Consider the following 22832-nt stretch of genomic DNA (forward strand, 5'->3'; position numbering starts at 1 on the left):
GCGATGCGGCCCACAATGGGGAAAATCGCACGTCCGATCTGCAAGAATGCAGATGTGGTGGATTCGGTCGAGCGGCATTCCCCGGGGCGGCCGAGCGCCGACGATCTCCTGGTGCTCCTCGCCGTCGGCCGGACCGGGCGCTTCACCTCGGCCGCGGAAGACCTCGGGGTCAACCACACGACCATCTCCCGCCGCATCGCGGCGCTGGAGCGGACCCTGGGCGGGCGGCTGTTGGTTCGGGCGGCGGGTGGCTGGGAGTTGACGGACCTCGGCCGACAGGCGCTGGCCGCGGCAGAGAGCGTCGAGGCGGTGGTCGACGCCCTTGCCGCCGATTCCTCCGGGCCGGGCAGGCTCAAGGGTGTGGTGCGGGTGTCCGCGACGGACGGGTTCAGCGCCTACATTGCCGCGCCCGCCGCCGCCCGGGTGCGGCGTCGTCACCCGGACCTCGCGGTGGAGATCGTGGCGACCACCCGCCGCGCGTCCCGTCAGCGGTCCGGCATGGATGTGGAGATCGTGGTCGGGCGACCGCAGGTGCACCGAGCTGAAGCCCTGCCTCTGGCGGACTACGTGTTGGGTTTGTATGCCTCGCGGGACTATCTGCGCGACCGCGGCACACCACACACGATCGCGGAGCTCGCCGAGCACTCCCTGGTGTACTTCGTCGACTCGATGTTGCAGGTGGACGACCTGGACGTCGCGCGGAGCATCGCTCCCCAGATGCGCGAATCGGTGAGTTCCACAAACGTTTTCGTCCACGTGGAGGCCACCAGGGCCGCCGCGGGCATCGGGCTGCTGCCCTGCTTCATGGCGGACCGGCACCCGGACCTGGTGCGGCTGCTGCCGGAGTTGGTCTCGACAAAACTGACCTATTGGCTGGTGGCCCGGTCGGAGGCGCTGCGCAGGCGGGAGGTGGCGGCCGTGGTCGAGGAGATCAGGGACACCGCCGAGCGGGAGCGCGACCGGTTGCTCGGGACGTTTCGGTAGCGCCGATGAGTTTCGGGCACGCCGGGAGTCAGAAGCTATGACACCCGCGACACCGAGCACACAGGAGCACGACGATGAAACTGACTGTCACCACCTTCGTCACCCTCGACGGCGTCTACCAGGCCCCGGGCGGTCCCCAGGAGGACCCCAGCGGCGGGTTCGTCCACGGGGGCTGGTCGGCCCCGTACGGCGACGAGGACTTCGGGCGGTTCATGACCGGCGTGTTCGAGCATGCGGAGGCGTTCCTGCTGGGCCGCAAGACCTACGAGATCTTTGCGTCCTACTGGCCGCTGCACGCCGACCCGGCCGACCCGATCGCCTCCTCGTTGAACGTGCTGCCCAAGTACGTCGCCACGACCACCCTCGCCTCGGCCGACTGGCAGAACACCCACCTGATTACCGGCGACCTGCGTGAGGAGATCGTCGCGCTCAAGCAGCGCGACGGCAAGGAGCTGCAGGTCCACGGCAGCGGGGCGCTCGTGCGGTGGCTGCTGCGGGAGGGCCTGATCGACACGCTCCACCTGCTGTCGTTCCCGGTCCTGCTCGGCACCGGGAAGCGGCTGTTCCCGACCGATGCGCTGCCCACCGCGTACGCACTGACCCAGTCACGCACCACGAGTGCCGGTGTCGTCCTCAGCTCGTATGAGCGGTCGGGCGAGCCCGAGTACGGCGACTACGCCGAGGACGAACGGGTGTAGTGGGGCGAGCTACGGCGCCACCGGGTTCCTTTGTGACGCTGTGGGGGTTGCGGCAAACGGCGGCGGGAGCCTTTGCGGCGTCAGATGCGGCCCGTCTCGTGGGCCCACATGGCGACCTCGACGCGGTTTCGGGCGCCGAGCTTTCGCATGAGACTGGCGAGGTGGGCTTTGACGGTGCTTGGGGTGATGTGGAGCTCGCTGGCGATCTCATTGTTGGTGCGGCCTAGGGCTACAGGCACGAGGACTTCCTCCTCGCGGGCGGTGAGCAGTTCTATCGGCTGCCTCGGTGGTGAGGTCTGTGCGTTGGCGAACGCTTCGAGCAGTCGGACAGTCACGCTGGGTGCGATCAGTGCGTCTCCGGCGGCGGCGGCGTGGATGGCCTGGGTCAGCAGGGCGGGTCCGGCGTCCTTGAGCAGGAACCCGCGGGCGCCGGCTTTGAGCGCCCCGTGGACATACTCGTCGAGGTCGAAGGTGGTGATGACCACGATCGGCAGGGGGTCGGTTACGTCGGGGCCGGCGAGGCGTCGGGTGGCTTCGATGCCGTCCATCAGCGGCATCCGGATGTCGAACAGGCCGACGTCGGGGCGCAGCTGGAGCGCCATGCCGACTGCCTCGCGCCCGTCGGCGGCCGCGCCCACCACTTCGATGTCGGGTTGGGCGTCGAGCAGCATCGTCAGCCCGGTGCGCACGATGGGCTGATCGTCGGCGATGAGGACCCTGATGCTCATCGTGGCGTCCCGGTTCGGGGCAGGACCGCCTCTACCCGCCAGCCCCGCTCGGCGGCGGGGCCTGCGTGGAAGGTGCCGCCGAGCAGTGAGGCGCGTTCCCGCATGCCCACCAGGCCGTAGCCTGCTGGGGCGCGGCCGCCGGCGGCGGAGCCGTCGTCGTCGATGGTCAGCCGTACCTGGTCGGCGTCGCCTGTGACGGCGACGGTGACCCGGGTCGCGTGGCGGGCGTGCCGTCGAGCGTTGGTGATGGACTCCTGGGCTAGGCGGTAGATCGCGGCCCCGACCGCCGGGCTGAGGTCGTCGAACTCGCCGGAGAGCGTCACCTCGACGCAGGGACGCGTCTGGCCATCGGTGGCGAGCTGCTCGACCTCGGCCACGCCGGGTTGCGGCGCGAACTCGGTGTCCTGTGAGGCGCGGAGCACGCCGACGATGGCGCGCAGCTCGGTGAGGGTGCGGGTCGCTGCGTCCTCGATGACGGTCAGGGTCTCGATGGCACGCTCGGGGTGGGAGGCCGCGATGGCACGTCCTGCTTGGGCCTGGATGGCGATGCCCGAGACGTGGTGGGCGACGGTGTCGTGGAGTTCACGAGCGAGCTGTTCGCGTTCGCGGGCCTTGGCTTGGTCGATGTCGCGGATGCGGATCTTCGCGCGATAGCGGATCGCGGCGCCGAGCGCGGCGGCGAACAGGAAGAACGCGTATCCCGCGACCGCTTCCGCCGGGCTGGTGGGGTCGGCGCCGTGTGTGGTGATGATGGCCAGCCAGAGCAGGATCAGGCCGAGGCCGCTTGCGGCTTCCCGGCCGGAGCCCCACCGGAACAGGGCGTAGACCAGGATCAGCACCGCGATGCTGCTGTTCAGCAGGGCGCCTTGCGACCCGGTGAGGATTCTGATGATGTCGACGATCGTCAACGTGCCGATGGAGACCGCAACCGCGGCGAGCGGGTGTGTGCGTCGCCACAGCAGGGGGCCGAGGACCGCGAGCACCTCGAGCAGCAGCAGCGGGAGCGGCGCCAGGTCCTGGCGAAGCACCACTTCCAACACCGACCAGCAGATCAGTACTGCGACCAGGGCCCAGTCCCGCGGCCCCCGGTCCGGGGCATTCGTGGGTCGAGGTTCGGCCCACAGCGAGCGGAGTGCGTTGGTGGCCATCCGATCAGCCTAGGCAGCCCGCGTGCCCGGTGTATCCGTCGAAAGTACAAAAACTCGGCTGTGCCAACGACCAGGTCGAATCAGGCTCCGGGGCTGATGTGCCCGTCGCCGGCATCCGTGAAGGTGGAAGCACCCACCCGATCAAGCCGAGGAGCATTGTGATGAGAACGCCTCAATCCCACACCGCACCGGAGAATCCGCCGTCCCAGAGCACGTTTCAAGATCTGCGCCTGCCCGTGCAGGCCAAACTCGCAGCAGCATGGACCAGCTTCATGTTCCTCTACATCTACGTCGACTACCTCGCCCTGTACAAGCCCGGCTTCCTCGACGACCTCCTGGCCGGCACGGTCCACGAGTTCGACCTCGGCCCCACCTTTGTCTCCATGGCGCTCACGCTCATGGCCATCCCGATCCTCATGATCCTGCTCTCCGTGACACTGCCCGCCCGTGTCAACCGCACCGTCAACCTCGTCGTGGCAACGCTCTACATCCCCGTCTCGCTGTACAACGTGACAGGGGAGTCCGGGACCTACTTCTACTTCTACGGCCTCTCCATCGGACTCGAGGTGCTGCTCCTGGCCTTCATCCTGCGCTCCGCCTGGACCTGGCCACGCCGCACCGCATCACCGGCGACCCTGGCAGCCAGCCTCGACAGCGAGCCACTCGGCACGCCGCAGCAGGCGTGACTGCCCGCCCCGCGCCCGACCATCCTTCGCTCGCCCCACCCGCGGGCACGGTCATACCACTAGGTCGTGTCTCCCAGCCACGCCAGCATGCGGCCCTGTGACCAGCAGCGGCCAACGGCCTCGGCGCTCAGAGTCGCCCCGTCGAACACCGCCAGGCCGATGATGCTGTGCCCAGAGGCGCGGCGATCACCGAGCGTCGGAATCGTCGGCGCGACTCCGACCCCCTCCGCTGACACCCACGCCACCGTCCGGCCGGCCGCCGCTTCGTCGAGGCGGTGCAGGAAGCGCAGGCGGCTCTCGAGCGGGAAGCGGGACAGCGCCCACGCCGTGGTGACGACCGGCAGGGCGTCCGCGGGCACACGGGCGAAGGCGTCGGGCACCACCTCGAGGGCGTCACCTCGCAGCAGCAGCGGAGGGGCCGTCGCCGCCAACGCCATCTCCGCGTCGAGCCTCGCGGCCCGCTCCGGCTGATCCGGCCACAGGCAGGCGCGCAACCATCGGGCCTCCTCCGGGTCTGTCACGTCGACCGGATCGAGGTCGATACCGACCCGGGCGACGACCTCGGGCATCGCCCGCATCGGTAGGGGCCGGTCTCCCACGATCGAGGACGACAGCTGCACGGGAGACGACGGGTCGCCCAGCGATTGTCCGTTGCTGTACGTGATGCCGACGCGATCGACATTGAGATTGAGCCCGGCCGAACAGCCCACGTCGATCAGCCCGACCGCATCCGCGCCCACCCGGCGCGCCGCCTCGGCAATGGCCGGATACAGCACGGCGCAGCGTCCGGTCTCGTCGGTCCGCGTCTGCCGACGTACGGCGATGGCCACGACCGAGTCGGTCATACGCAGCAGCGTGTCGATCGCGGCGTCTGCGGCAGCGTCGCCGTCCCCAGTTGCATAGGCCGCGGCAAGCGCCGGGGCGCGCCCGGCGAGGGCGAGGTCGTGGAGCGCGGCGAGGATCACCGTGGGGTGCCGCTTGCGGGCCGGCGCCGCCCCGATGGCGCGCAACGCCTCGTCGGACTCGCTCAGGGCGACGGCGACGCGCTTGTACAGCGGCGATGTTCCGGCGGCGTCGACCTCGCCGAAGCGTCGGTACACCTGCGCGAGAGTGCGAGTTCCACCAACGGGTGCGGCGCTTTCTGCGGTCGGCCTGGGCATCGACGACGATCCTAGCCACCGAGCACCGAGGCCGAGCGCGTGATCATCAGGCGGGCCTGATGTTGGCGTTGAGGTGGAAGGTGTTGCCGGGGTCGTAGTGCGCCTTGACGGCGGCCAGTCGGTCGTACTTGGTCGGCCCGTACGAGGCGCGGACCCGGTTCTCGTCCGGCTCCGCCATGAAGTTGACGTAGCCGCCCTGATTCGACGCGAGCGGGCGGAGCGCCTCCCAGATCGACCGGGTCCAGGCCCGGTCGGCGGCCAGCAGTTCCGGGGTGTCGGCGACCCCGGCGATATTGCACACGTAGTGCGGGGTGCGGGCACCACCGAATGCCGTGTCGTTCTCGCCGACGGAGGCGAAGGCGCCGTCGAGGCGGAAGATCGGCATGAACGAGAGCGGTGAACTCTTGCGCGGGGCGTGCTCGACCAGGACGGCGATCACCTCATCGGTGAGGTCCACGAGGTCGAGCGCCTTCTCGTAGCCGAGGATCCCCCAGGGCGCGGCGCCGTCGAGCATCTGCTGCAGTCCGGCATACGGGATCGGGGTGACGAACTCGAACAGCGGCGGCACCGCGTCCCGGATCGGCGCCACCGCCGCCGCGTGTTCCGCGGCGGACGAGAACCCCGCGACAATGAGCGCATGGCCGGGGACGCCCCGGTATTGTTCGGGCACAAAGGGTTCCGGTGGTGCGCACATCCCTGCGGCGATCAGGCTGCCGCTCCTCGTGGGCAGCGTCGGGATGAACTCTCGACACAACCGCAGCGCGTCGGCGCCGTCGTCGAGCGACCAGAAGAACAGCCCGAGGTTCACCTCGGGGCCTACCGGGTGGAGGCGGTACTCGAACTCGGTCACCACGCCGAAGTTCCCGCCGCCGCCCCGAATCGCCCAGAACAGGTCCGGATGCTCGTCGTCGGAGGCCCGGACGACGCTGCCGTCGGCGAGCACCACCTCGGCCGAGGCCAGGTTGTCGATGGACAGCCCCGCGAGATGGGTCAGCCAGCCCATCCCGCCGCCGAGGGTGAGCCCGCCGACCCCGGTGTGGCTGATCACCCCGCCGGTCACGGCCAGCCCGTGTGCCTGTGTCGCCGCATCCAGGTCCGCCATCGTCGCGCCGCCGCCGACCCGCGCCATGGCGGTCTCGGACTCGACCGACGTGCCGTTCATCGCGCTCAGGTCGATCATCAGGCCGCCCTCGCTGACCGCGGTACCGCTGAACGCATGTCCACCGCCCCGGACCGAGACCTCGAGTTCCCGATCCCGGGCGAATCCCAGCGCGGAACCGACATCGCCTGGCGACAGGCACCGTGCGATGCCGGCCGGACGGTGATCGATGTCGCCGTTCCAGATCGACCTGGCCTCGTCGTATCCGGTGTCGTCCGGACCGAACACCGGCCCGCCGATCGACGACCTCAGCACACCGAGGTCGTCGCTCACCTCAGTCATCACGCTCTCCGTCCGTCGGGGCCGGCTCCGCGATGCGCGCGGGCGCGTCGTTCCCCGCCGTCCGAGACCGCCGGACCTCGGCGCCGACCGGACCGCGGCGGCGCCCCGAACTAGGCGTGCGTCAATGCTATTCGGTGGCGAGCGCGCGCGGCAAGGTCGCCGGACGAGCTGCGATCACCAGTCGGACCGCAGGATGCTGCCTCTCTCGCCGAAGGGCTCGTCCTCGTCCTCGTCGCCGGCTGCACTCTGTGCCGGCTCGGGCGCCCGGCGGAGCGCGTCCTGCGCCTCGCGGGCGAGTTGCTCGCGTTCCTCCGCCGAGAGGGCATTCAGGCGTTCCAACGCCTGGGGGAGCGCGGCGTCGAGCGCTCGACTGAACGCCTCGGTGCCCGCGAACTCGCGGACGGCCTTCGCTCCCGACAACACCTCACCGATCGACTTGCGGAGGTCCGGGTCGTCCGACCCGGCGGCCAGGGACCGCAGCGTGGAGGTCAGCCGGTGCGAGAGGGCGGCATCGCCCCGGGCGACATCGAGGAGATGTTCCGATTGCTCCATGTCAGGCTCCCGGGTGGGTGTAGGCGGTCTGCGGCAGCGGGGGCAGGTCGACGAACTCCGCGCCCGCGGCAGTGCCGACGATGCCGGCCATCAGGGCCTGGACCGTGGACCAGGTCTTGGTCCAGTGGTCGAGGATCGCATTCCATTTGGCGAGCATCTCGGTGACTTGGAGCGCCGCCAACGCGAATGAGCCGGCGGCGGCCGCGGCGCCGAATCCGGAGGCGATCAGCATTTCGCCCGCCGCGATCTCGACGAGAGCGATGATGGCCTTGTCGGTGATCGACGACAGTGCGTCGCCGACGGCCTTCGACAGCTCGTACATGGCGATCGCGAGCTGATCCATCTGCATGCCGATGTCTTTCAGCGGGCCTTCCTGGCGTGCAACCGATTTCGCCAGATCGTCGAAGTAGCGACGCGCGCTGTCGGCGGCGGCGCCGTGCCAGCTGCCGTCGAGCGCCTCGATCCCGTCCCTGATCGAGGCGCCGACCGCGGCGTTGTACGCGGCGAGATTGTGGACGGCATCGCCCGCGCGTTTCACCCCGTCCCAGTCGCCGGAGAGTTGTTCGGCCGCCCAATCCCAGGGATTCACACCGAATATCGACTCACAGAACTTCTGGACGTAGAAGGACGGCGACAGGACCGAGAGCCCGAGCGCGTCCTCGAGGAGGTCGGGGATCGGGTCCGATCCCTCCGGTGGTCTGAGGGCCTCCGCCGGTTTGGTTCCCATCAGCGGCCGCCGCGGTAGGTGCGGTCGAGATTCCCCGAATTCCCTTGGTCCTGGCCGCGGTACATCCGCGCGTTCTTCGACAGTTCGGTGGACGACGACTCCGCCAACTTTCCGAGCTGCGCGTAGTTGGCGTCGAGCCTGTCCCGCGCTTTCTGAATGGCCTCGGTCACCGCGAAGAAGATGCGGCCACTCGCGGTCGACAGGTTCAGCCACTCGCCCAGATAGTCGCGGGCGGACTCATTCTGTTCGGCGAGTTCACGCATCCTCGATGAAAAAGCATCGAGATCGGCAGGGTCCACCTGCAATGGATCGGACATCATTCCCCCTCTGAAATCCCCCAAAAACCTGGTCATTACAGCACATCACCCTGAGGGCGGTGCGGGGCGAGGCGCTCAGCCGATGCCATACTTCGCCGCATGGGGGATGAATTGCGTGCGGACGTGCGAATCGCGACGGTGCCGCAGGATCTCGGCGAGGACGAGGACCGGATCACCGAGAAGATGAGCGAACAGTTGATGGTCCTCGCGCGGCCGGCGCCACCGGTATGCGCGCGGCACGGTGAGGCTGAGGTGGAGCGCAGGGGGACCACCCTGCACTCGACGCGGCGTTATGCCTACGGCAGTTTCCCGCTGTTCAGTCAGGATGCCGTTCTGGAGGAAGAGTTGGTCTACTTCATCACTCTGGAGTGGCCGTTGTGTGCACAGTGCCTGGCCACCCGACAACGGTGGAACAAGGGCGCGCTCATCCCATTGTTCGGGTTCTTCGTCGCCTTGGTAGCCGTCATCTACACCGCGAACACCTCGCGCAGCGAGGCGGTCATCTCGCTCGGGGTGTTCGCGATCATCGGGCTGCTTCTCCTCGCGGGAAAGATGCGCCAGCGCGGACGGAGCCTGACCGGAGCAATCGTCGAGCGTGACGGGTCGGCGCTCCTGGTGCCGAGCGCCCACCCGAATTTCGTGCGGATGATCGATCAGCCGTAGGTGTGGATCGACGGAACCGTTCGGGTGGGCGGTGCGTCTATGTGGGTGGAGCGGGTCTATCGACGGGGCAGGGGGAGTCATGCGGTTTTGCAACTGGGCTGCGGATTGGTACTTCCTGGGCATCGCGACAACCACGCGAACGATGGGCGAGGTGAAGTCGAACGCTCGTAACGTTGATTTCGGGCCGGCCAATGTTGGTGAGCGTGAGGCAGTGACCTATCGCGAGGCAGCACGGCAGGACCATTGCGATGTGGCATTCGAGATTCCGGGTGAATTCATTCTGATAAGGGTCGAAAAGAAGGGGTCGAAGGAAGTACGTGAGGATCCGTGTGTGGTCGCGATTCGAAGTGCCACTGTGATGGATCGGTACCTACCGCGATGAGCTCAGAATTCAAGGATCGCGAACGGCCGAGGGTGCAATGACCGATATCAAATTGGCCCCGACTGCCTTCCAACAATTGGCAGGGCAGGTAGATGCGGGGAAGCCGTCATCCAGCAGCACATCGACACGGTGAAGCGGATGCGGGACGTATTCGACAGGGCCGGAAAGGCTTACGCAGTCGCAGAGGAGTCCAACGCACAGGCCATCGGCGCCGCCGGGTCCGGGCTCTCGGACTGAAAAGCGGAGTAGGGGGGCGGAAATGAGTGTTCCGGGTATGGATGGGGTCCTGCAGGGGCTCGGGCAGGTCGCGGGGTCGCTCGCAGACGGGGTGAGCGCGGCGACCTCCGATTTCGTGAACTCGTCCTCTGGGGTGACCCGGCAGGCTGTGCAGGGCGCCGGCATCCTGACGGGCACCGACCCCCTGGGATGGGCGCGCGACCGTGACGTCCAGCAGGAGGGCAATCGGCGCCGCGACGACCTCTACGCCGAACGGGACGCCGCCCGGTACCAGGGGGAGTACGACGCGTCGTCGGTTCAGATGGAGAACTTCGACGGGATGTCGCACGAGGAGATCAAGGCGAGACTCGACTCGGCTGCGCCAGGTGGCATCCTCGAGGACGGCCGAATGTGGCGGGCCGCGGCGGATCGACTGCAGCAGAGCGTGTCCGCGTTCACTGGTGAGATCGCGTCGGCCATCGGGGGCGGTTGGGAGGGAGCGGCAGCCGATAAGGCATCGAGCGGGGTGTCCGGATACTCCACCAGTGCATCCGAGCTGCAGCGCAGCGCGATCCTGATCGCGAACAAGATCGAGGAAGCGCACACGGGCATCGATCAGGCCAGGCGCCGGATGCCGGAACCGGAGAGCACAAACGTGCTCGACATTCTCCGCAGCGGCATCGTCACGAACCCGATCGGCGGGTTGCAGCAGGCGTTCCACAAGTCCGAAGAGGCCCGCCAAGAGGCCATCCAGATCATGAAGACCGAGTACGCACCCGTTGTGCAGCAAGCGGATTCGCAGGTGCCGGTGCTGCCGCCGCCACACAATCCGGTCGCCGTTCCGCCGGACGTGCCCCCGACGGGCCGGCCGGTGGACGGGGGTGGTTCTCCCGGTGACGGGACCGCCCCGTGGGCTCCGCCCGCCGAGCGGGCACCGGTCCCTGATCGCGCGGACTCCGCGTCGGGCGGGCCCGGCGACGGCGGTGGGGCTGGGGACCGCGAGGCGGGCATCGATCCGTCGGCAATCGAGAGCGGGGCCGACGGGAGTCCCCAGGGCGGCGCCACGGCCGGCACCCCGTTCGCGGGCGACGCGGTGACCCGGGCGGCATCGGCCGACGCCTCCGGGGGGCCGGGCTCAGCGGGATTCGGCACAGGCGGAAACGGCGCGGGCGGATCCGGCTCCGGTGGAACCGGAGTGGGCTCCGGCGCGGGCGGGGGAGCGGGAACCGGTCTGGGATCCGGCGGCGGCTTCGCCTCCGGCCCGGGTGCTCTCGGGGGCATAGGATCCGGCGCCGGGTCGGGATCAGGTGCCGGGCGGGCGGTCTCGCCCGGACCCGGGGCAGGCGCGGTTCCGGCGGCCGGTGCGTCCGGCGGCGGTGCGGGTGCGGTGGCGGGCCGTCCCGGCGCACCTGGCATGGGTGCGATGGCACCCGGCGGCGCCCGCGGCGGTGGCGACGAGGACACAGAGCACAGGACGCCCGGCTACCTCGTCAGCGTCCAGAACGGCAGCGAGCTGATCGGCGACCTGCCCAAGGTCGCTCCCCCGGTCCTCGGCGGATGAGCACCGGCCGGTGGGACCTCGAACCGCTCGAATTCGACCTGGTGTGGGGGCAGCTCGGCCGGGACCGGTTGCCGTACCCGTTGCAGTACCGCCCGGCCGAGAAACTGGCGTCCGACTTCCGGCGTTCGCGGGCCGTCGCCGCGGCGAACCTGCGGGCCCGGATGGACGAGGATCTCTACCGGGCCTTCGCGGTGCTGGCCGAGCCCGCCGCACACCTCGCGGTGTTCGGGATCGATTCGATGAACTCGCTGCAGGAGAAGGTTATTCGGATCCATGCCGGCGTGCGGGACGGTATCGGCGCCGTCGCCGTGCAGGAGCCGGGGGATGGCAGGGAATCCGGCGCGGGCATTCGGCTGACGCTGCTCGACGCGACGGGTGTGGCCCGGGAGGTGGTGAACGCGATGCCGTCCGCCGGGGCGGGCGTCCGCGCTCCGCTCTCGGTCGACGCCTCCGAGCTGGGTCGCCGCCCCGGCGGGTCGTATCTCACCGCTTCGCACTCGCTGACCGTTCCGCAACGGGTGGCGGGCTACTTCGACCGTCCTCGGCGTTCGACAGGAGAGATCACCGCCACCCCGGGTCCCGCGCTCGACACCCGGCCGAGTCCGCAGGCGCGGGGGTTCCGATGGATCGACTTCGTGGACGACGGCCGGTACCTGACGCGGCACGAGGAGCGTCTCACCGCGGAGCCCGCGTCGGAGGCGGTCCTCGAGGCGCAGATCGGTCGGCTGATTGCGGCCGCGGTGCAGTCGAAGGCGTCGGGGCGGCGCTGAGCCGAGACCGCACCGCACGGGCGTGTACGAGCGCGGGCGCCGCCCCGATGTCGGGGCGGCGCCGGGGCGTCAGGTGAGTGCTGCGGCGTCCTCCGGCGCGCCCTGGTCCGCCCACTCGACGAACTGGATGACGATGCCGTTGGGGTCGGTCACCTGAAACAGTTTCTCACCCCAGGGTTCCTCCCGGAGCGCCATCGTGATGGCGACGCCCTCCTCCTTCATCCGCGCCTCCTGCGCGGAGAGGTCGTCGACGGTGAACGCGAGGATGAGGCCGTCCGCGTGGCGGTCGCGGAACCCCTCGGGCAGCACCTCGATCCCGCGCCGGAGCAGGACGACGTCGACGGCCGCGTCCGGCCGGTTCAGCGAGGCGAAGCCCTCGGCCGCGGCCTGCTCCGTGTAGCCGAGATGGGTGACGAAGAACCTGCTCGAGGCGGCGACGTCGTCGACGGTGAGCGAGATGGTGGACGTGGTGACCTGCATGGGACCTCCTGGCTGGGTGAGCGGCGGGTGGCGGGGCGGGGTCAGAAGGCGCGGCGACGGGGCACGCCGAACGGCTGCCGCACCCGGTCGTGGTGGCGGGGCGTCGGCTGCTGGGGCCTGCGGAGCCGGCGGGGCGGACGCTGTGCGGTTGCGGACATCGTGGCGGTGAACGGCAGGGGCGCGGTCATGAGGGCTCCGATCTGTCGGTCGTAACTTTACGACGGTCGTAATTATACCCACGAAGAACCGGCCGTCAAGAGTTTTCTTACCACCGGCGTAAAAAGTGATCGGGTGTATGAAAGGCTGAGGGCATGACCGGACTGCGCGCGCAGAAGAAGCAGGAGACCCGGCAGGAGATCTCCGACCAGGCCACCCGGCTGTTCATCGAGCGGGGCTTCGAGGCGACCACCATCGCCGAGATCGCCGATGCCGCGCGGGTGGCGAAGAAGACGGTGACGAACTACTTCCCGCGGAAGGAGGACCTGGCTCTCGACCATCACGAGGCCTTCACCGCCGGGCTCGCGGCGACCGTCGCCCGGCGGGCGCCGGGGGAGTCCGCGCTGGCCGCGCTGCGCGCGGCGTTCCTCGACGCGGCCCGCAGCCACGACCCCGTCATCGGGTTCTCCGGCGAGCCCTTCGCCCGCATGATCGCCGACAGCCCGACGCTGACCGCGCGCCTGCGCGAGCTCCACGAACTGCGCGAGGAGTCGCTGGCCGCGGTGCTCGCCGAGGAGACGGGCTCTGCTCTCGGCGACATCGGTCCGCGCGCGGCCGCGACCCTGCTCGGCGGCGCGCATCGGGTGTTGTTCCGCGAGGTGATGGAGCTGACGCTCGACGGCCGCGGCAACGACGAGATCGCGGATCGGGTCGTGGCGTCGGCGGCGGCGGTGTTCGACCTCTTGGAGCCGGCGCTGGGGGACTACGCCGTGCGCGCCCCCGCCTGACCCGCTCCGTCGGCATCGCCGATCGACCCCAGCAGGAACGCACCCAGCTCCCGCGCGGCCGCGGTCGACTCGGCGACCAAGCCGGCGTGCAGATGCGCGACGTGCCAGAGGCCGGGCAGCGTGCGCTCGGTGACCGGCACGTCCGCCGCCCGCGCCCGGGCACACAGTCGCTGCGCGTCCACCCGCAGGATCTCGTCCTCGCCGGCGTGCACCAGCATCGGCGGCAGCCCGGCCAGATCGGCGAACAGCGGCGACAGCTCGGGCGCGCCGGGGTCGGCGGCGCCGGAGTACCGCGCGGCGCAGGACCGCAGCCAGGCCCGGCGCAGCATCGGATCCCGCGGGTCGTCGCGCACCGTGGTGAGTGTGAGGTCCGCCCAGGGCGAGATCAGCGCGAGCGCGCCGGGCAGCGGTGTGCCGTTCTCGCGCAGCCGAACAGCGGCGGCGACCGCGAGGCCGCCGCCCGCCGAGTCCCCGGCCATCGCGACGCGCCCCGGGTCGAGACCGTCGCGCAGCAGGTCGTCGTGTGCGGCGGTGGCGTCGTCCAGCGCGGCGGGAAAGGGGTGCTCGGGCGCCAGGCGGTAGTCCAGCACGTACACGGGCGATCCGGCGGCCGCGGCGAGGTGTGCGGCCAGCGCGCGGTGGGTGGTGCGCGAGCCGACGGTGAAGCCGCCGCCGTGCAGATACAGCACCGCCCGGGTGGGATCGGCTCCGGGCGGCTCGATCCGCTCGGCCGGGCGGCCACCCAGCTCGACCGTCGACACCCGGGTGCCCCGGGGCAGGCGGGCGACGCCACCGATCGCGTCGAGCAGTCGTCGTTGGCGGCGGACCGGGACGGTGGGCGTCAGGAGCGGGCGGACCGTCAGGCGGACGATCGCGCGCATGAGCCGGCGGGGGACGAGGCCGCGGCCGGTCGCGGCGCTCACCGGGCGTCCGCGGGCTGGGGCACGAAGTCCGCTTCCCGCAGCTGTCGGGTGGCGAGCCGGTAGGCGAAGGTGAATCCCGGCCAGTTGTTGGTGTTGCGCCCGGAATCGGTGGTGTACCAACTGTTGCAGCCGCGGTCCCACACGGTGGCGCCGATCCGGCGTTGCAGCACCTCGTTCGACGCCCGTTGCGCCTCGGCCCGCACCTCCAGCCGGCGCACGTCGCCGCGGGCCAGCCGGCGCACCGCCTGCAGCACGTAGCGGATCTGCGATTCGAGCATGAACACGATCGAGCTGTGGCCCAGGTTGGTGTTCGGGCCGTACAGCAGGAAGAGGTTCGGGAAGCCCGACACCGTGATCCCGAGGTGGGCCTCGGCGCCCTCGGCCCAGGCGTCGTGCAGGTCGCGTCCGTCGCGGCCGGTGATCCGCATCGGGGCCAGGAACTCGGTGGCGGCGAACCCGGTGCCGAGAATGATCGCGTCCACCACGTGGCGCCGGCCGTCGGCGGTCACCAGCCCCTCCGGGGTGATCGCCTCGATGCCCGCGGTGACCACCTCGACGTCGGGCCGGGTCAGCGCGTCGTAGTAGTCGGTGGACAGCAGGATCCGCTTGCACCCGATCGGATCGGTCGGGGTGAGCCGGGCGCGGGCCTCCGGATCGGGGACCCGGTGGCGCAGGTGCCGCTTGAACCGCAGGTCCACCGCGCTCATCAGCTGCGGGAACCGGGTGAACGCGAGGGCCCGCGACTCCAGCGTCCAGTAGGTCGCCCAGCGCGAGAGTCGCTGCAGGAAAGGCACCTTCGCGAACACCGCGCGGACCGCCGGTGGGTAGGCGTAGTCGGGTTTGGGCAGCACGTGGGCCGCGCCGCGCTGGAACAGCCGGAGCCTGTGGACCCGCGGCGCGATCTGCGGGACGAACTGGATCGCCGAGGCGCCGGTGCCGATCACCGCCACCTCCTTGCCGTCCAGGTCGTAGTCGTGGTTCCAGGTGGCGGAGTGGAAGATCTCACCGCCGAACGACTCGATGCCGGGAATCGACGGCCACGCCGGGCGGCTGAGCTGCCCGCAGGCCGAGACCAGGATGTCGGTGCGGTGCACCGTGCCGTCGGCCAGCGTCACCTCCCACCGGTTCTCGCCGTCGTCGAACCGCGCCCCGGTCACCTCGGCGCGAAACCGGATGTGCCGCAGCACGTCGTACTTGCGCGCGCAGTGCCGCAGGTAGTCCAGGATCTCGCCTTGCGGGGCGAACCGACGGGACCAATCGGACTTCGGCTCGAAGGAATACGAGTACAGGTGCGAGGGGACATCGCAGGCTGCGCCCGGGTAGGTGTTCTCCCGCCAGCACCCGCCGAGGTCGTCGGCCCTCTCGAGGACGGTGATGTCCTCGACGCCGGCCCTGCGCAGCGCGATGGCCATGCCCAAGCCGCCGAATCCGCTGCCGATGATCGTCACCGATGGTCTGCCTGATCCCATGTCCCTGTCCTCGCTGGTCGTCGTTCCCGGTGCGATACCACGGTCGCAGGAACGTGAGCCCGGACACAGGTGCGACCCGGCCGAAAAGTTACTAGATTCGGCAAACGGGTGGCCGCTGTCGGAGAGGGAGCCGTGATGATCCGCTGGGATACCCCGCGAACCCCGTCGAGCACCCTGCTGCTCAGCCGGCTCGCGGCCGAGCGCGGCGTGCCGCTCGAGGTCTGCCTGCGCGGCACCCACATCACGCCCGCGGACCTGACCGGCCTGGACGCCGAGGTCACCGCGGGAGACGAACTCGCCGTCATCGGCAACCTGCTCGCGGCGCTCGGTGACCCGCCCGGTCTGGGGCTCGACGCCGGGGTCCGCTACCACCTGACCGCCTACGGCATCTGGGGCTTCGCGCTGATCAGCAGCCCCACGCTGCGCAGCGCGATCGACGTGGGGCTGCGCTACCTGGACCTGACGTTCGCCTTCTGCCGGATCCGTGCCCGCGAGGCCCCGACCTCGATGCAGCTGGTGCTCGACGCCCCCGGCGTCCCGCGCGAGCTGACCCGGTTCGTCGTCGAGCGCGATGCCGCCGCGATCCAGACCATTCGGCGCGAGCTGTCGATGCCGCCGATCTTCGACCGGGTCGAGTTCGCGTTCCCGGAGCCCGCCGACGGTCCGGGACGGTATGTCGAGGTCTTCGGCGTCACGCCGGTCTTCGACGCGCCCGAGACGGTGCTGACGGCCGATCTCGCCGTGGTCGACCGGCCATTGCCGCAGGCCGACGCGCACACCGCCGCGCTCGCCCGGGCACAGTGTCAGGAGTTGCTGGCCCGCCGCCGCGCCCGCACCGGGCTGGCGGGCGAGGTGCGGGACCTGCTGCTCGACCGGCCCGCGGACCCGCCGGATGCGGACCGGGTCGCGGCCGCCCTGCATCTGAGCGGCCGGACTCTGCGGCACCGGCTCGCCGCCGAGGGCACCTCGTTCCGGGCGCTGCTCGACGAGGTCCGCGAACGGCTCGCCGAGGAGCTGCTGGTCGCCGGCGGCCTGCCGGTCGCGGAGGTGGCGCGGCGGCTCGGCTATGCGGAGGTGTCCAGCTTCTCGCAGGCGTTCCGGCGCTGGAAGGGCATGAGCCCGCGCGCATTCCGCGACCGCCGTCGCTAGGAACCGGCCAGCCAGCCCTGGATCGCGTCGGTGCTCAGGGCGATCACCGCATCCAGCGCGCCCGGCTCCTCGAACAGGTGGGTGGCGCCGGGCACCACCGCGAGCTCGACCGGGCCCGCGAGCAGCCGGGCCGCCCGACGATTGAGTTCGAGCACCGTGACATCGTTGCCGCCCACGATCAGCAGGGTCGGCGCGGTGACCCGGGGGAGCGCGTCGCCGGCCAGGTCGGGCCGTCCGCCGCGGGAGATGACGCCGCGGATCCGCTCGGGCCGGTCGGCGGCCGTGGTGAGCGCGGCCGCGGCGCCGGTGCTGGCGCCGAAGGCGACCGCGGGCAGCGTCGCTGTGTCGTCCTGGTCGGCGAGCCAGTCCACGACCCCGGTCAACCGGCCGGCGAGCAGCGGGATGTCGAAGCGGTACTCGCGGGTGAGCAGATCCACCCGCTCCTCGTCCGTCGTGAGCAGATCCATCAGCAGGGTCGCGCACCCGGTCCGCCACAGCCCTGCGGCCACGTGCCGGTTGCGGGGACTGCGCCGGCCACTGCCGCTGCCGTGCGCGAACGCCACCACCGCGTGGGCGCCCTCGGGCACGCACAGGTCGGCGTCGAGCACCGTCCCCGCGGTCTCGATCCGCGCGGTGCGCTCGAGGGTTCCGCTGTCGGCCACCGCAGTTCACTTCCCTGTTCCGCTCGCCTGGGGCCGATCCTACGCGCGGGGCGGCCGATGCCCGAGCGTCCTCGGGTGGTGGACGATCAGACATGATTCCGAGATCTGGAGACATTCTGCGGCTCGTCGGATCGCCCTACGGTTGAGCACATCAACCCGATCGACAGAGGAGAATTCGCGATGTTGGCAGTCATCCAGAACGCATTCGGCGGCCCCGAGGTGCTCGAGGCCGTGCAGACCGATCGACCGGAGCCGCGCAGCGGCGAGGTGCTCATCCGGGTGCACGCCAGCGGTGTGAACCCGGTGGACGTGGCGGTGCGGTCCGGGGCCCTCCCGCTGCTGGGCGAGCCGAGCTTCGGGGTCGGCTGGGACGTCTCCGGGGTGGTCGAGGAGGCCGGGCCCGGCGCCCGGTTCCGGGTCGGCGACGAGGTGTTCGGGATGCCGTTCTTCCCCCGCGCCGCCACCGGCTACGCCGAGTACGTGGTCGCCCCGTCACGTCAGGTGGCGCGCAAGCCGGAGTCGCTCGACCACGTGCAGGCGGCCGCCCTCCCGCTCGCCGGGCTCACCGCCTGGCAGGGACTGGTGGACGCGGCGCGGGTCGGCGAGGGCGACCGGGTGCTGATCACCCGGGCGGCCGGCGGTGTCGGCCACCTCGCGGTGCAGATAGCCAAGGCCCGCGGCGCACACGTGATCGCCCTGGCGAGTGCGTCCCGGCACGAGTTCCTGCGCGGTCTCGGCGCCGACGAGCTGATCGATTACCGCACAGTCGATTTCGCCGAGGTGGTCCGAGACGTCGATGTGGTGTTCGACTCCACCTCGCAGGGCAGGCGGTCGGTGGGTGTGCTGCGGCCGGGCGGCACGCTGGTCAGCATCATGGAGCACTGGGATCGGCAGCTCGCCGCCGAGGTCGAGGCGGCCGGACGGCGGTTCGCCGGGGTGTCGGTGGAGCCGGACTACGCCTCGCTCGAGGCGATCGCCGCGCTCGTCGACGCCGGCCGGATCCGCCCGCACGTCGACTCGACCTTCCCGTTGGCGGAGGCGGGCCGGGCGCACGAGCTGGTCGGCTCGGGCCGGGCCCAGGGCAAGGTGGTGCTCACGGTCGGGTGAGCCCGGGGCGCGGACCGTATCGTGGCCGTCGAGACGAGGAGGGCGCAGCGTGGACATCCTGACCGAGGCACTGGGCTCGATGCGTACCGGGCATCCGTCATCCGTGCGCACCGACGGCCGCGCCCCGTGGGGCCTGCGGCTGCCGCCGGTCGCCGGGGCGGGATTCCACGTGGTGCTGCACGGCACCTGCTGGCTGGTGCCGCTGGAGGATGCGCCGCACCTGTCGCCGATCGCGTTGAGCCCGGGCGACGTGGTCTTCCTGCGCGACGGCCGCGGCCACATTCTCGCCGACCACCCGTCCACGCCTGCGGTCGAGGAGACCGCCGAGCAGTTCCGGCCGGATTCACCGATCGGGACGGTGTCGCTGGGCAGCGACGGGCCGCTGACCAGTCTGCTGTGCGGCAACTATCACCTCGACCAGCGGCGCCCGCACCCGCTGGTGCGGCAGTTGCCGGAGGTGGTCCACCTGCAGACCGGGCACGGCAGGCATCCCGAGCTCAGCGCGGCCGTGCAGCTGCTCGGGGCCGAGCTGGAGAACCCGCGGATCGGATCGGACGGCATCGTGCCCACGCTGATCGACTCGCTGCTGCTGTACATCCTGCGGGCCTGGTTCGAGGCCCAGCCGTCGGCGAGCGCCGAGGGCTGGGCCGCGGCGCTCGCCGACCGGGCGGTCGCGCCCGCGCTGGCGGCGATCCACGACGATCCCGCGGCTCCGTGGTCGGTCGAGTCGCTGGCCGACCGGGCCGGCCTGTCCCGGGCGGCGTTCTCCCGGCGCTTCGCCACGCTGGTCGGGGAGCCGCCGATGGCCTATCTGACCCGTTGGCGGATGACGACGGCGGCCCGGCTGCTGCGCGAGTCGGACGCCCCACTGAGCGTGGTCGCGGGCCGCGCGGGATACGGCTCGGAGTTCGCCTTCGCGAAGGCGTTCAAGCGTGAGTACGGGCTTGCGCCCGGGGCGTACCGTCGCGAGGCACGAGCGGCGTGACGACGGCACCGGCCGACGCCTCGTCGGGGGCGCGGCCGAGCACGTGCTCGCGTCCCCAGGCGCCCAGCGGTGCCAGGGCCTCGTTCAGCGAGCGGCCGAGCTCGGTCAGCGAGTACTCCACACGCGGGGGCACCTCGCCGTAGTCGGTGCGGAGCACGATGCCGTCGTGCTCGAGCTCCCGGAGATGGGAGGCGAGCACTTTCTCCGTCACGCCGGGCAGCAGCCTGCGCAGCTCGCCGAACCGGCACGCGCGCCGGTCGAGCTCCCAGAGGATCAGCACCTTCCACTTCCCGCCGATCACGTCCATCGCGGCGTCGATGCCGCAGACGTAGGTCCCCGCCCTCGGAACTGTGGTCATGTCCCCGCCTCCCACCTGGTTGCTCACCTCAGGGTAACCACCCACCTCAAAGTGCGTACTTGTTCGTCCCGGGATTCGCGACGAGCCTGATCCACATGACAGACAACAACATTGACACCGCAACCCCGATCACCCTGCTCGGCCTCGGCGCCATGGGTACCGCACTCGCCCGGACCTGGCTCGCGACGGGTACCCCGCTGACGGTGTGGAACCGCACCCCGCACCGCGCCCAGGCACTCGCCGGTGAGGGCGCGACGGTCGCGGCCACGGCCGCCGAGGCGGTGGCCGCGGGCAGGCTCGTCGTGGTGTGCCTGCTCGACGACGAGTCGGTCGGTGAGGCGTTGGACGGGATCGACCTGTCGGGCAAGGACCTGGTGAACCTCACCACCGGGACGCCCGCCCAGGCCCGCGCCCGCGCCGACTGGGCGCGCGCCCGCGGTGCCCGCTTCCTGGACGGTGGGATCATGGCCGTGCCCCCGATGATCGGCGTCCCCGATTCGGGCGCCTACGTGTTCTACAGCGGGTCCGAGGAACTGTTCACCGAACACCGGGAGGTGCTCGCGGTCCCGGCGGGAACGACCTTCGTCGGCGCCGATCCCGGCTTCGCCGCGTTGCACGACGTGGCGCTGCTGAGCGCGATGACCGGGATGTTCGCCGGGGTCGCGCACGCCTTCGCGTTGATCCGCCGCGAGGAGATCGCGCCCACGGGGTTCGCGTCGCTGCTTGCCGACTGGCTCGGCGCCATGGCCGGGTCGGTGCACCTGGCCGCCGAGCAGCTCGAGAGCGGCGACTACACCAAGGGCGTCGTCTCCAACCTCGCGATGCAGGTCGCTGGGAACGAGACACTGCTCCGCACCGCCGAGGAGCAGCGGGTCAGTCCGGTGCTGCTCACCCCGTACATGGCGCTGATGGCACGGCGCCTCGCCGCCGGACGCGGGGACGAGGACACCACGGGGGTGATCGATCTCCTCGCCGTCGGCTGATCCTCCCGCATACGCAGAAGGACCCGATCCGCGTCGCGGATCGGGTCCTTCTGGCACTGTCGGGGTGGCGGGATTTGAACCCACGACCTCTTCGTCCCGAACGAAGCGCGCTACCAAGCTGCGCCACACCCCGTGCCCTGCATCTGCCCTCATCGGGCAGCGAGCGAAAGTCTAGCGCACGACTGCCGCGGAAGACGAAACGCCTGGTCGCACGCCCTTACTGGGCCCCTTGTTCGGCGCCGCGACGAGGGTCAGCAGCGTCGCCTCCGGACGGCAGCAGAACCGCGCTGGCGCGTACGGGGAGGTGCCGATGCCCGCGGAGACGTGCAGCTGGGTGTGGGCTCCCCACTTCGACGGACCCTTGACCCGCGACCGGTCGATCTGGCAGTTGGTGACCAGCGCGCCGTAGAACGGCAGGCACAACTGGCCGCCGTGGGTGTGCCCGGCGAGCACCAGGTCGTAGCCGTCCTCCGCGAACCGGTCCAGCACCCTGGGCTCCGGTGAATGGGTGATGCCGAGCTTCAGGTTGGCCATCGCGTTCGGCGGCCCGGCGATGGTGTCGTAGCGGTCCCGCTTGAGGTGCGGGTCGTCGACGCCGGCGGTGGCGATCCGGATCCCGGCGACCTCGAGTTCGCGCCGGGTGTGCGTGACGTCCAGCCAGCCGCGCTCGGTGAAGGCCGCGCGCAGGTCCTGCCACGGCAGCGGCTCCCCGTGGGTGCGCTTGTGTTCCTTGTTGAAGTACTTGAACGGGTTCTTCGGCTTCGGGGCGAAGTAGTCGTTGCTGCCGAAGACGAACAGGCCCGGGCGACCGAGCAGGCTGCTCAGCGACTGCACCACCGCGGGCACGGCACGCTGGTGCGAGAGGTTGTCGCCGGTGTTGACCACCAGGTCGGGGTCGAGCCGGTCGAGCTCGCGCAGCCAGTTCTGCTTGAGCTTCTGGTTCGGCATCATGTGCAGGTCACTGATGTGCAGCACCCGCAGCGACGACGACCCCGGTTCGAGGACCGGCATGGTGACCTCACGCAGGGTGAAGGCGTTCCGCTCGATCAGGGAGGCGTACCCGATTCCGAGCGCCGCGGCGCCGGCCAATCCGGCGGCAGTTCCCCGGAGCACGTTGCGTGAGTCGTCAAACACCATTTCAGGATACGCAGCGCGCGCAAACGATATGCGCGTCAGTGCTCGGAGCGCGTAGCGTTCGGCACCATGTCCGAATCGACTTCCTCCCTGAAATCCACGCTCCGGGCCGACATGACGGCCGCCATGAAGGCCAAGGATGCGCTGCGCCTGCAGACGCTGCGCATGCTGCTCGCCGCAGTGCAGACCGAGGAGGTCTCCGGCAAGGAGGCCCGCGAGCTCACCGACGAGGAGGTGCTCAAGGTGTTGGCGAAGGAGTCCAAGAAGCGCGGTGAATCCGCCGAGATCTACACCGAGGCGGGACGCGGTGAGCTGGCCGCGACCGAACGCGCCGAGGCGCAGATCATCGACGAGTACCTCCCGACCCCGCTGACCGACGCCGAGTTGGCCGACGTCGCCGACACCGCCATCGCGCAGGTCGCGGAGGAGATCGGCGAGCGGCCCGGGATGCGGCAGATGGGTCAGGTCATGAAGGCCGCCACCGCGCTCGCGGCAGGCAAGGCCGACGGCACCCGGATCTCGAAGGCCGTCAAAGACCGGCTGTAGGCGCTTCGCGCCCGTGAGTACTTCTGGCCCCTATGGGGACCAGAAGTACTCACAGGCGG

Annotated in this window: 27 protein-coding genes and 1 tRNA gene; 13 read left to right on the top strand and 15 right to left on the bottom strand. The window is 70.5% G+C overall.

What is annotated here, in order from left to right:
* The first annotated feature begins 3 nt into the window (after positions 1 to 3).
* Entirely contained in the window at positions 4 to 984 is a 981-nt protein-coding gene (locus ACFQS9_RS25305; RefSeq protein ID WP_465269953.1) for a LysR family transcriptional regulator, read from the top strand.
* A gap of 74 nt (positions 985 to 1058) precedes the next feature.
* Complete coding sequence (locus tag ACFQS9_RS25310) at positions 1059 to 1682, top strand: dihydrofolate reductase family protein (protein ID WP_378409304.1); 624 nt, start codon at positions 1059 to 1061, stop codon at positions 1680 to 1682.
* Between the two features lie 80 nt (positions 1683 to 1762).
* Here the strand turns inward: ACFQS9_RS25310 and ACFQS9_RS25315 are convergent, their stop codons facing one another.
* The gene (locus ACFQS9_RS25315) at positions 1763 to 2410 is read right to left on the bottom strand and encodes a response regulator (protein ID WP_378409305.1); all 648 of its coding nucleotides are present in this window, start codon (positions 2408 to 2410) and stop codon (positions 1763 to 1765) included.
* Positions 2407 to 3558, bottom strand: coding sequence for a sensor histidine kinase (locus ACFQS9_RS25320; RefSeq protein WP_378409306.1), 1152 nt, complete (start codon positions 3556 to 3558; stop codon positions 2407 to 2409). Before ACFQS9_RS25320 ends, ACFQS9_RS25315 begins: the two co-directional genes overlap by 4 nt.
* A 161-nt stretch (positions 3559 to 3719) precedes the next feature.
* On the opposite strand from ACFQS9_RS25320, the gene ACFQS9_RS25325 reads away from it, so the two are divergent.
* The gene (locus tag ACFQS9_RS25325) at positions 3720 to 4244 is read left to right on the top strand and encodes a DUF6326 family protein (protein WP_378409307.1); all 525 of its coding nucleotides are present in this window, start codon (positions 3720 to 3722) and stop codon (positions 4242 to 4244) included.
* 59 nt (positions 4245 to 4303) lie between these two features.
* On the opposite strand, the gene ACFQS9_RS25330 is transcribed toward ACFQS9_RS25325, so the two are convergent.
* From ACFQS9_RS25330 to ACFQS9_RS25350, 5 genes are all read right to left on the bottom strand, one after another.
* Positions 4304 to 5344 (bottom strand): DUF2332 domain-containing protein, encoded by a 1041-nt coding sequence (locus tag ACFQS9_RS25330; RefSeq protein WP_378409308.1) that lies wholly within the window; start codon positions 5342 to 5344, stop codon positions 4304 to 4306.
* Between the two features lie 106 nt (positions 5345 to 5450).
* The gene (locus tag ACFQS9_RS25335) at positions 5451 to 6845 is read right to left on the bottom strand and encodes an FAD-binding oxidoreductase (protein ID WP_378409309.1); all 1395 of its coding nucleotides are present in this window, start codon (positions 6843 to 6845) and stop codon (positions 5451 to 5453) included.
* A 174-nt stretch (positions 6846 to 7019) separates the two neighbouring features.
* Entirely contained in the window at positions 7020 to 7397 is a 378-nt protein-coding gene (locus ACFQS9_RS25340) for a hypothetical protein (RefSeq protein ID WP_378409310.1), read from the bottom strand.
* A gap of 1 nt (position 7398) precedes the next feature.
* On the bottom strand, positions 7399 to 8124 hold the full coding sequence (locus ACFQS9_RS25345) for a hypothetical protein (protein WP_378409311.1): 726 nt from the start codon (positions 8122 to 8124) through the stop codon (positions 7399 to 7401).
* Positions 8124 to 8441, bottom strand: a complete 318-nt coding sequence (locus ACFQS9_RS25350) for a type VII secretion target (protein WP_378409312.1) — start codon at positions 8439 to 8441, stop codon at positions 8124 to 8126. The genes ACFQS9_RS25345 and ACFQS9_RS25350 overlap by 1 nt, the downstream gene beginning before the upstream one ends.
* Positions 8442 to 8540: 99 nt before the next feature.
* On the opposite strand from ACFQS9_RS25350, the gene ACFQS9_RS25355 reads away from it, so the two are divergent.
* From ACFQS9_RS25355 to ACFQS9_RS25370, 4 genes are all read left to right on the top strand, one after another.
* Complete coding sequence (locus ACFQS9_RS25355; protein ID WP_378409313.1) at positions 8541 to 9104, top strand: hypothetical protein; 564 nt, start codon at positions 8541 to 8543, stop codon at positions 9102 to 9104.
* Between the two features lie 79 nt (positions 9105 to 9183).
* Entirely contained in the window at positions 9184 to 9486 is a 303-nt protein-coding gene (locus ACFQS9_RS25360; protein ID WP_378409314.1) for a DUF3558 family protein, read from the top strand.
* A gap of 259 nt (positions 9487 to 9745) precedes the next feature.
* Positions 9746 to 11263 (top strand): PPE domain-containing protein, encoded by a 1518-nt coding sequence (locus ACFQS9_RS25365; protein ID WP_378409315.1) that lies wholly within the window; start codon positions 9746 to 9748, stop codon positions 11261 to 11263.
* The gene (locus tag ACFQS9_RS25370; protein ID WP_378409316.1) at positions 11260 to 12033 is read left to right on the top strand and encodes an ESX secretion-associated protein EspG; all 774 of its coding nucleotides are present in this window, start codon (positions 11260 to 11262) and stop codon (positions 12031 to 12033) included. The genes ACFQS9_RS25365 and ACFQS9_RS25370 overlap by 4 nt, the downstream gene beginning before the upstream one ends.
* A 69-nt stretch (positions 12034 to 12102) precedes the next feature.
* Here the strand turns inward: ACFQS9_RS25370 and ACFQS9_RS25375 are convergent, their stop codons facing one another.
* Both ACFQS9_RS25375 and ACFQS9_RS25380 read right to left on the bottom strand, forming a co-directional pair.
* Positions 12103 to 12513 (bottom strand): VOC family protein, encoded by a 411-nt coding sequence (locus ACFQS9_RS25375; protein WP_378409317.1) that lies wholly within the window; start codon positions 12511 to 12513, stop codon positions 12103 to 12105.
* A gap of 41 nt (positions 12514 to 12554) precedes the next feature.
* Positions 12555 to 12701 (bottom strand): hypothetical protein, encoded by a 147-nt coding sequence (locus ACFQS9_RS25380; RefSeq protein WP_378409318.1) that lies wholly within the window; start codon positions 12699 to 12701, stop codon positions 12555 to 12557.
* 123 nt (positions 12702 to 12824) lie between these two features.
* Here ACFQS9_RS25380 and ACFQS9_RS25385 point away from each other — a divergent pair, with 123 nt between their 5' ends.
* Positions 12825 to 13457: a TetR/AcrR family transcriptional regulator gene (locus tag ACFQS9_RS25385; RefSeq protein WP_378409319.1), complete on the top strand. Its 633-nt coding sequence runs from the start codon at positions 12825 to 12827 to the stop codon at positions 13455 to 13457.
* Here the strand turns inward: ACFQS9_RS25385 and ACFQS9_RS25390 are convergent.
* Entirely contained in the window at positions 13433 to 14380 is a 948-nt protein-coding gene (locus ACFQS9_RS25390; protein WP_378409320.1) for an alpha/beta hydrolase, read from the bottom strand. The genes ACFQS9_RS25385 and ACFQS9_RS25390 overlap by 25 nt on opposite strands.
* Positions 14377 to 15849, bottom strand: a complete 1473-nt coding sequence (locus ACFQS9_RS25395) for a flavin-containing monooxygenase (RefSeq protein WP_378409321.1) — start codon at positions 15847 to 15849, stop codon at positions 14377 to 14379. The genes ACFQS9_RS25390 and ACFQS9_RS25395 overlap by 4 nt, the downstream gene beginning before the upstream one ends.
* Positions 15850 to 15984: 135 nt before the next feature.
* On the opposite strand from ACFQS9_RS25395, the gene ACFQS9_RS25400 reads away from it, so the two are divergent.
* Positions 15985 to 16998, top strand: a complete 1014-nt coding sequence (locus tag ACFQS9_RS25400) for an AraC family transcriptional regulator (RefSeq protein WP_378409322.1) — start codon at positions 15985 to 15987, stop codon at positions 16996 to 16998.
* On the opposite strand, the gene ACFQS9_RS25405 is transcribed toward ACFQS9_RS25400, so the two are convergent.
* A complete protein-coding gene (locus ACFQS9_RS25405; RefSeq protein WP_378409323.1) occupies positions 16995 to 17660 on the bottom strand; it encodes a dienelactone hydrolase family protein in 666 nt (221 codons plus the stop codon). The two genes, ACFQS9_RS25400 and ACFQS9_RS25405, sit on opposite strands and share 4 nt — an antisense overlap.
* 180 nt (positions 17661 to 17840) lie before the next feature.
* Between ACFQS9_RS25405 and ACFQS9_RS25410 the strand changes: the two genes are divergently transcribed.
* A complete protein-coding gene (locus ACFQS9_RS25410) occupies positions 17841 to 18767 on the top strand; it encodes an NADP-dependent oxidoreductase (protein WP_378409324.1) in 927 nt (308 codons plus the stop codon).
* Positions 18768 to 18816: 49 nt separating this feature from the next.
* Complete coding sequence (locus ACFQS9_RS25415; RefSeq protein ID WP_378409325.1) at positions 18817 to 19752, top strand: AraC family transcriptional regulator; 936 nt, start codon at positions 18817 to 18819, stop codon at positions 19750 to 19752.
* Here ACFQS9_RS25415 and ACFQS9_RS25420 read toward each other — a convergent pair.
* Positions 19694 to 20110: a winged helix-turn-helix transcriptional regulator gene (locus ACFQS9_RS25420; protein WP_378409326.1), complete on the bottom strand. Its 417-nt coding sequence runs from the start codon at positions 20108 to 20110 to the stop codon at positions 19694 to 19696. The two genes, ACFQS9_RS25415 and ACFQS9_RS25420, sit on opposite strands and share 59 nt — an antisense overlap.
* A 95-nt stretch (positions 20111 to 20205) precedes the next feature.
* Between ACFQS9_RS25420 and ACFQS9_RS25425 the strand changes: the two genes are divergently transcribed.
* A complete protein-coding gene (locus tag ACFQS9_RS25425; protein WP_378409327.1) occupies positions 20206 to 21093 on the top strand; it encodes an NAD(P)-dependent oxidoreductase in 888 nt (295 codons plus the stop codon).
* Between the two features lie 59 nt (positions 21094 to 21152).
* On the opposite strand, the gene ACFQS9_RS25430 is transcribed toward ACFQS9_RS25425, so the two are convergent.
* A tRNA-Pro gene (locus ACFQS9_RS25430) sits at positions 21153 to 21226 on the bottom strand.
* A 38-nt stretch (positions 21227 to 21264) separates the two neighbouring features.
* Positions 21265 to 22227 (bottom strand): metallophosphoesterase, encoded by a 963-nt coding sequence (locus tag ACFQS9_RS25435; protein WP_378409328.1) that lies wholly within the window; start codon positions 22225 to 22227, stop codon positions 21265 to 21267.
* Positions 22228 to 22296: 69 nt separating this feature from the next.
* On the opposite strand from ACFQS9_RS25435, the gene ACFQS9_RS25440 reads away from it, so the two are divergent.
* Positions 22297 to 22773: a GatB/YqeY domain-containing protein gene (locus tag ACFQS9_RS25440; RefSeq protein WP_378409329.1), complete on the top strand. Its 477-nt coding sequence runs from the start codon at positions 22297 to 22299 to the stop codon at positions 22771 to 22773.
* The last annotated feature ends 59 nt before the right edge of the window (positions 22774 to 22832 follow it).

The sequence above is a fragment of the Rhodococcus daqingensis genome (genome assembly GCF_042665615.1).
Lineage (GTDB): Bacteria > Actinomycetota > Actinomycetes > Mycobacteriales > Mycobacteriaceae > Rhodococcus_G > Rhodococcus_G daqingensis.

Excerpts from the sequence above, each read along its gene's own strand:
- ACFQS9_RS25315 (WP_378409305.1), bottom strand. The coding sequence starts at position 2,410 with ATGAGCATCAGGGTCCTCATCGCCGACGATCAGCCCATCGTGCGCACC.
- ACFQS9_RS25320 (WP_378409306.1), bottom strand. The coding sequence starts at position 3,558 with ATGGCCACCAACGCACTCCGCTCGCTGTGGGCCGAACCTCGACCCACG.
- ACFQS9_RS25345 (WP_378409311.1), bottom strand. The coding sequence starts at position 8,124 with ATGGGAACCAAACCGGCGGAGGCCCTCAGACCACCGGAGGGATCGGAC.
- ACFQS9_RS25310 (WP_378409304.1), top strand. The coding sequence starts at position 1,059 with ATGAAACTGACTGTCACCACCTTCGTCACCCTCGACGGCGTCTACCAG.
- ACFQS9_RS25375 (WP_378409317.1), bottom strand. The coding sequence starts at position 12,513 with ATGCAGGTCACCACGTCCACCATCTCGCTCACCGTCGACGACGTCGCC.
- ACFQS9_RS25365 (WP_378409315.1), top strand. The coding sequence starts at position 9,746 with ATGAGTGTTCCGGGTATGGATGGGGTCCTGCAGGGGCTCGGGCAGGTC.
- ACFQS9_RS25305 (WP_465269953.1), top strand. The coding sequence starts at position 4 with ATGCGGCCCACAATGGGGAAAATCGCACGTCCGATCTGCAAGAATGCA.
- ACFQS9_RS25420 (WP_378409326.1), bottom strand. The coding sequence starts at position 20,110 with ATGACCACAGTTCCGAGGGCGGGGACCTACGTCTGCGGCATCGACGCC.
- ACFQS9_RS25325 (WP_378409307.1), top strand. The coding sequence starts at position 3,720 with ATGAGAACGCCTCAATCCCACACCGCACCGGAGAATCCGCCGTCCCAG.
- ACFQS9_RS25400 (WP_378409322.1), top strand. The coding sequence starts at position 15,985 with ATGATCCGCTGGGATACCCCGCGAACCCCGTCGAGCACCCTGCTGCTC.
- ACFQS9_RS25350 (WP_378409312.1), bottom strand. The coding sequence starts at position 8,441 with ATGTCCGATCCATTGCAGGTGGACCCTGCCGATCTCGATGCTTTTTCA.
- ACFQS9_RS25370 (WP_378409316.1), top strand. The coding sequence starts at position 11,260 with ATGAGCACCGGCCGGTGGGACCTCGAACCGCTCGAATTCGACCTGGTG.
- ACFQS9_RS25340 (WP_378409310.1), bottom strand. The coding sequence starts at position 7,397 with ATGGAGCAATCGGAACATCTCCTCGATGTCGCCCGGGGCGATGCCGCC.
- ACFQS9_RS25395 (WP_378409321.1), bottom strand. The coding sequence starts at position 15,849 with ATGGGATCAGGCAGACCATCGGTGACGATCATCGGCAGCGGATTCGGC.
- ACFQS9_RS25385 (WP_378409319.1), top strand. The coding sequence starts at position 12,825 with ATGACCGGACTGCGCGCGCAGAAGAAGCAGGAGACCCGGCAGGAGATC.
- ACFQS9_RS25360 (WP_378409314.1), top strand. The coding sequence starts at position 9,184 with ATGCGGTTTTGCAACTGGGCTGCGGATTGGTACTTCCTGGGCATCGCG.
- ACFQS9_RS25355 (WP_378409313.1), top strand. The coding sequence starts at position 8,541 with ATGGGGGATGAATTGCGTGCGGACGTGCGAATCGCGACGGTGCCGCAG.
- ACFQS9_RS25380 (WP_378409318.1), bottom strand. The coding sequence starts at position 12,701 with ATGACCGCGCCCCTGCCGTTCACCGCCACGATGTCCGCAACCGCACAG.
- ACFQS9_RS25440 (WP_378409329.1), top strand. The coding sequence starts at position 22,297 with ATGTCCGAATCGACTTCCTCCCTGAAATCCACGCTCCGGGCCGACATG.
- ACFQS9_RS25410 (WP_378409324.1), top strand. The coding sequence starts at position 17,841 with ATGTTGGCAGTCATCCAGAACGCATTCGGCGGCCCCGAGGTGCTCGAG.
- ACFQS9_RS25335 (WP_378409309.1), bottom strand. The coding sequence starts at position 6,845 with ATGACTGAGGTGAGCGACGACCTCGGTGTGCTGAGGTCGTCGATCGGC.
- ACFQS9_RS25425 (WP_378409327.1), top strand. The coding sequence starts at position 20,206 with ATGACAGACAACAACATTGACACCGCAACCCCGATCACCCTGCTCGGC.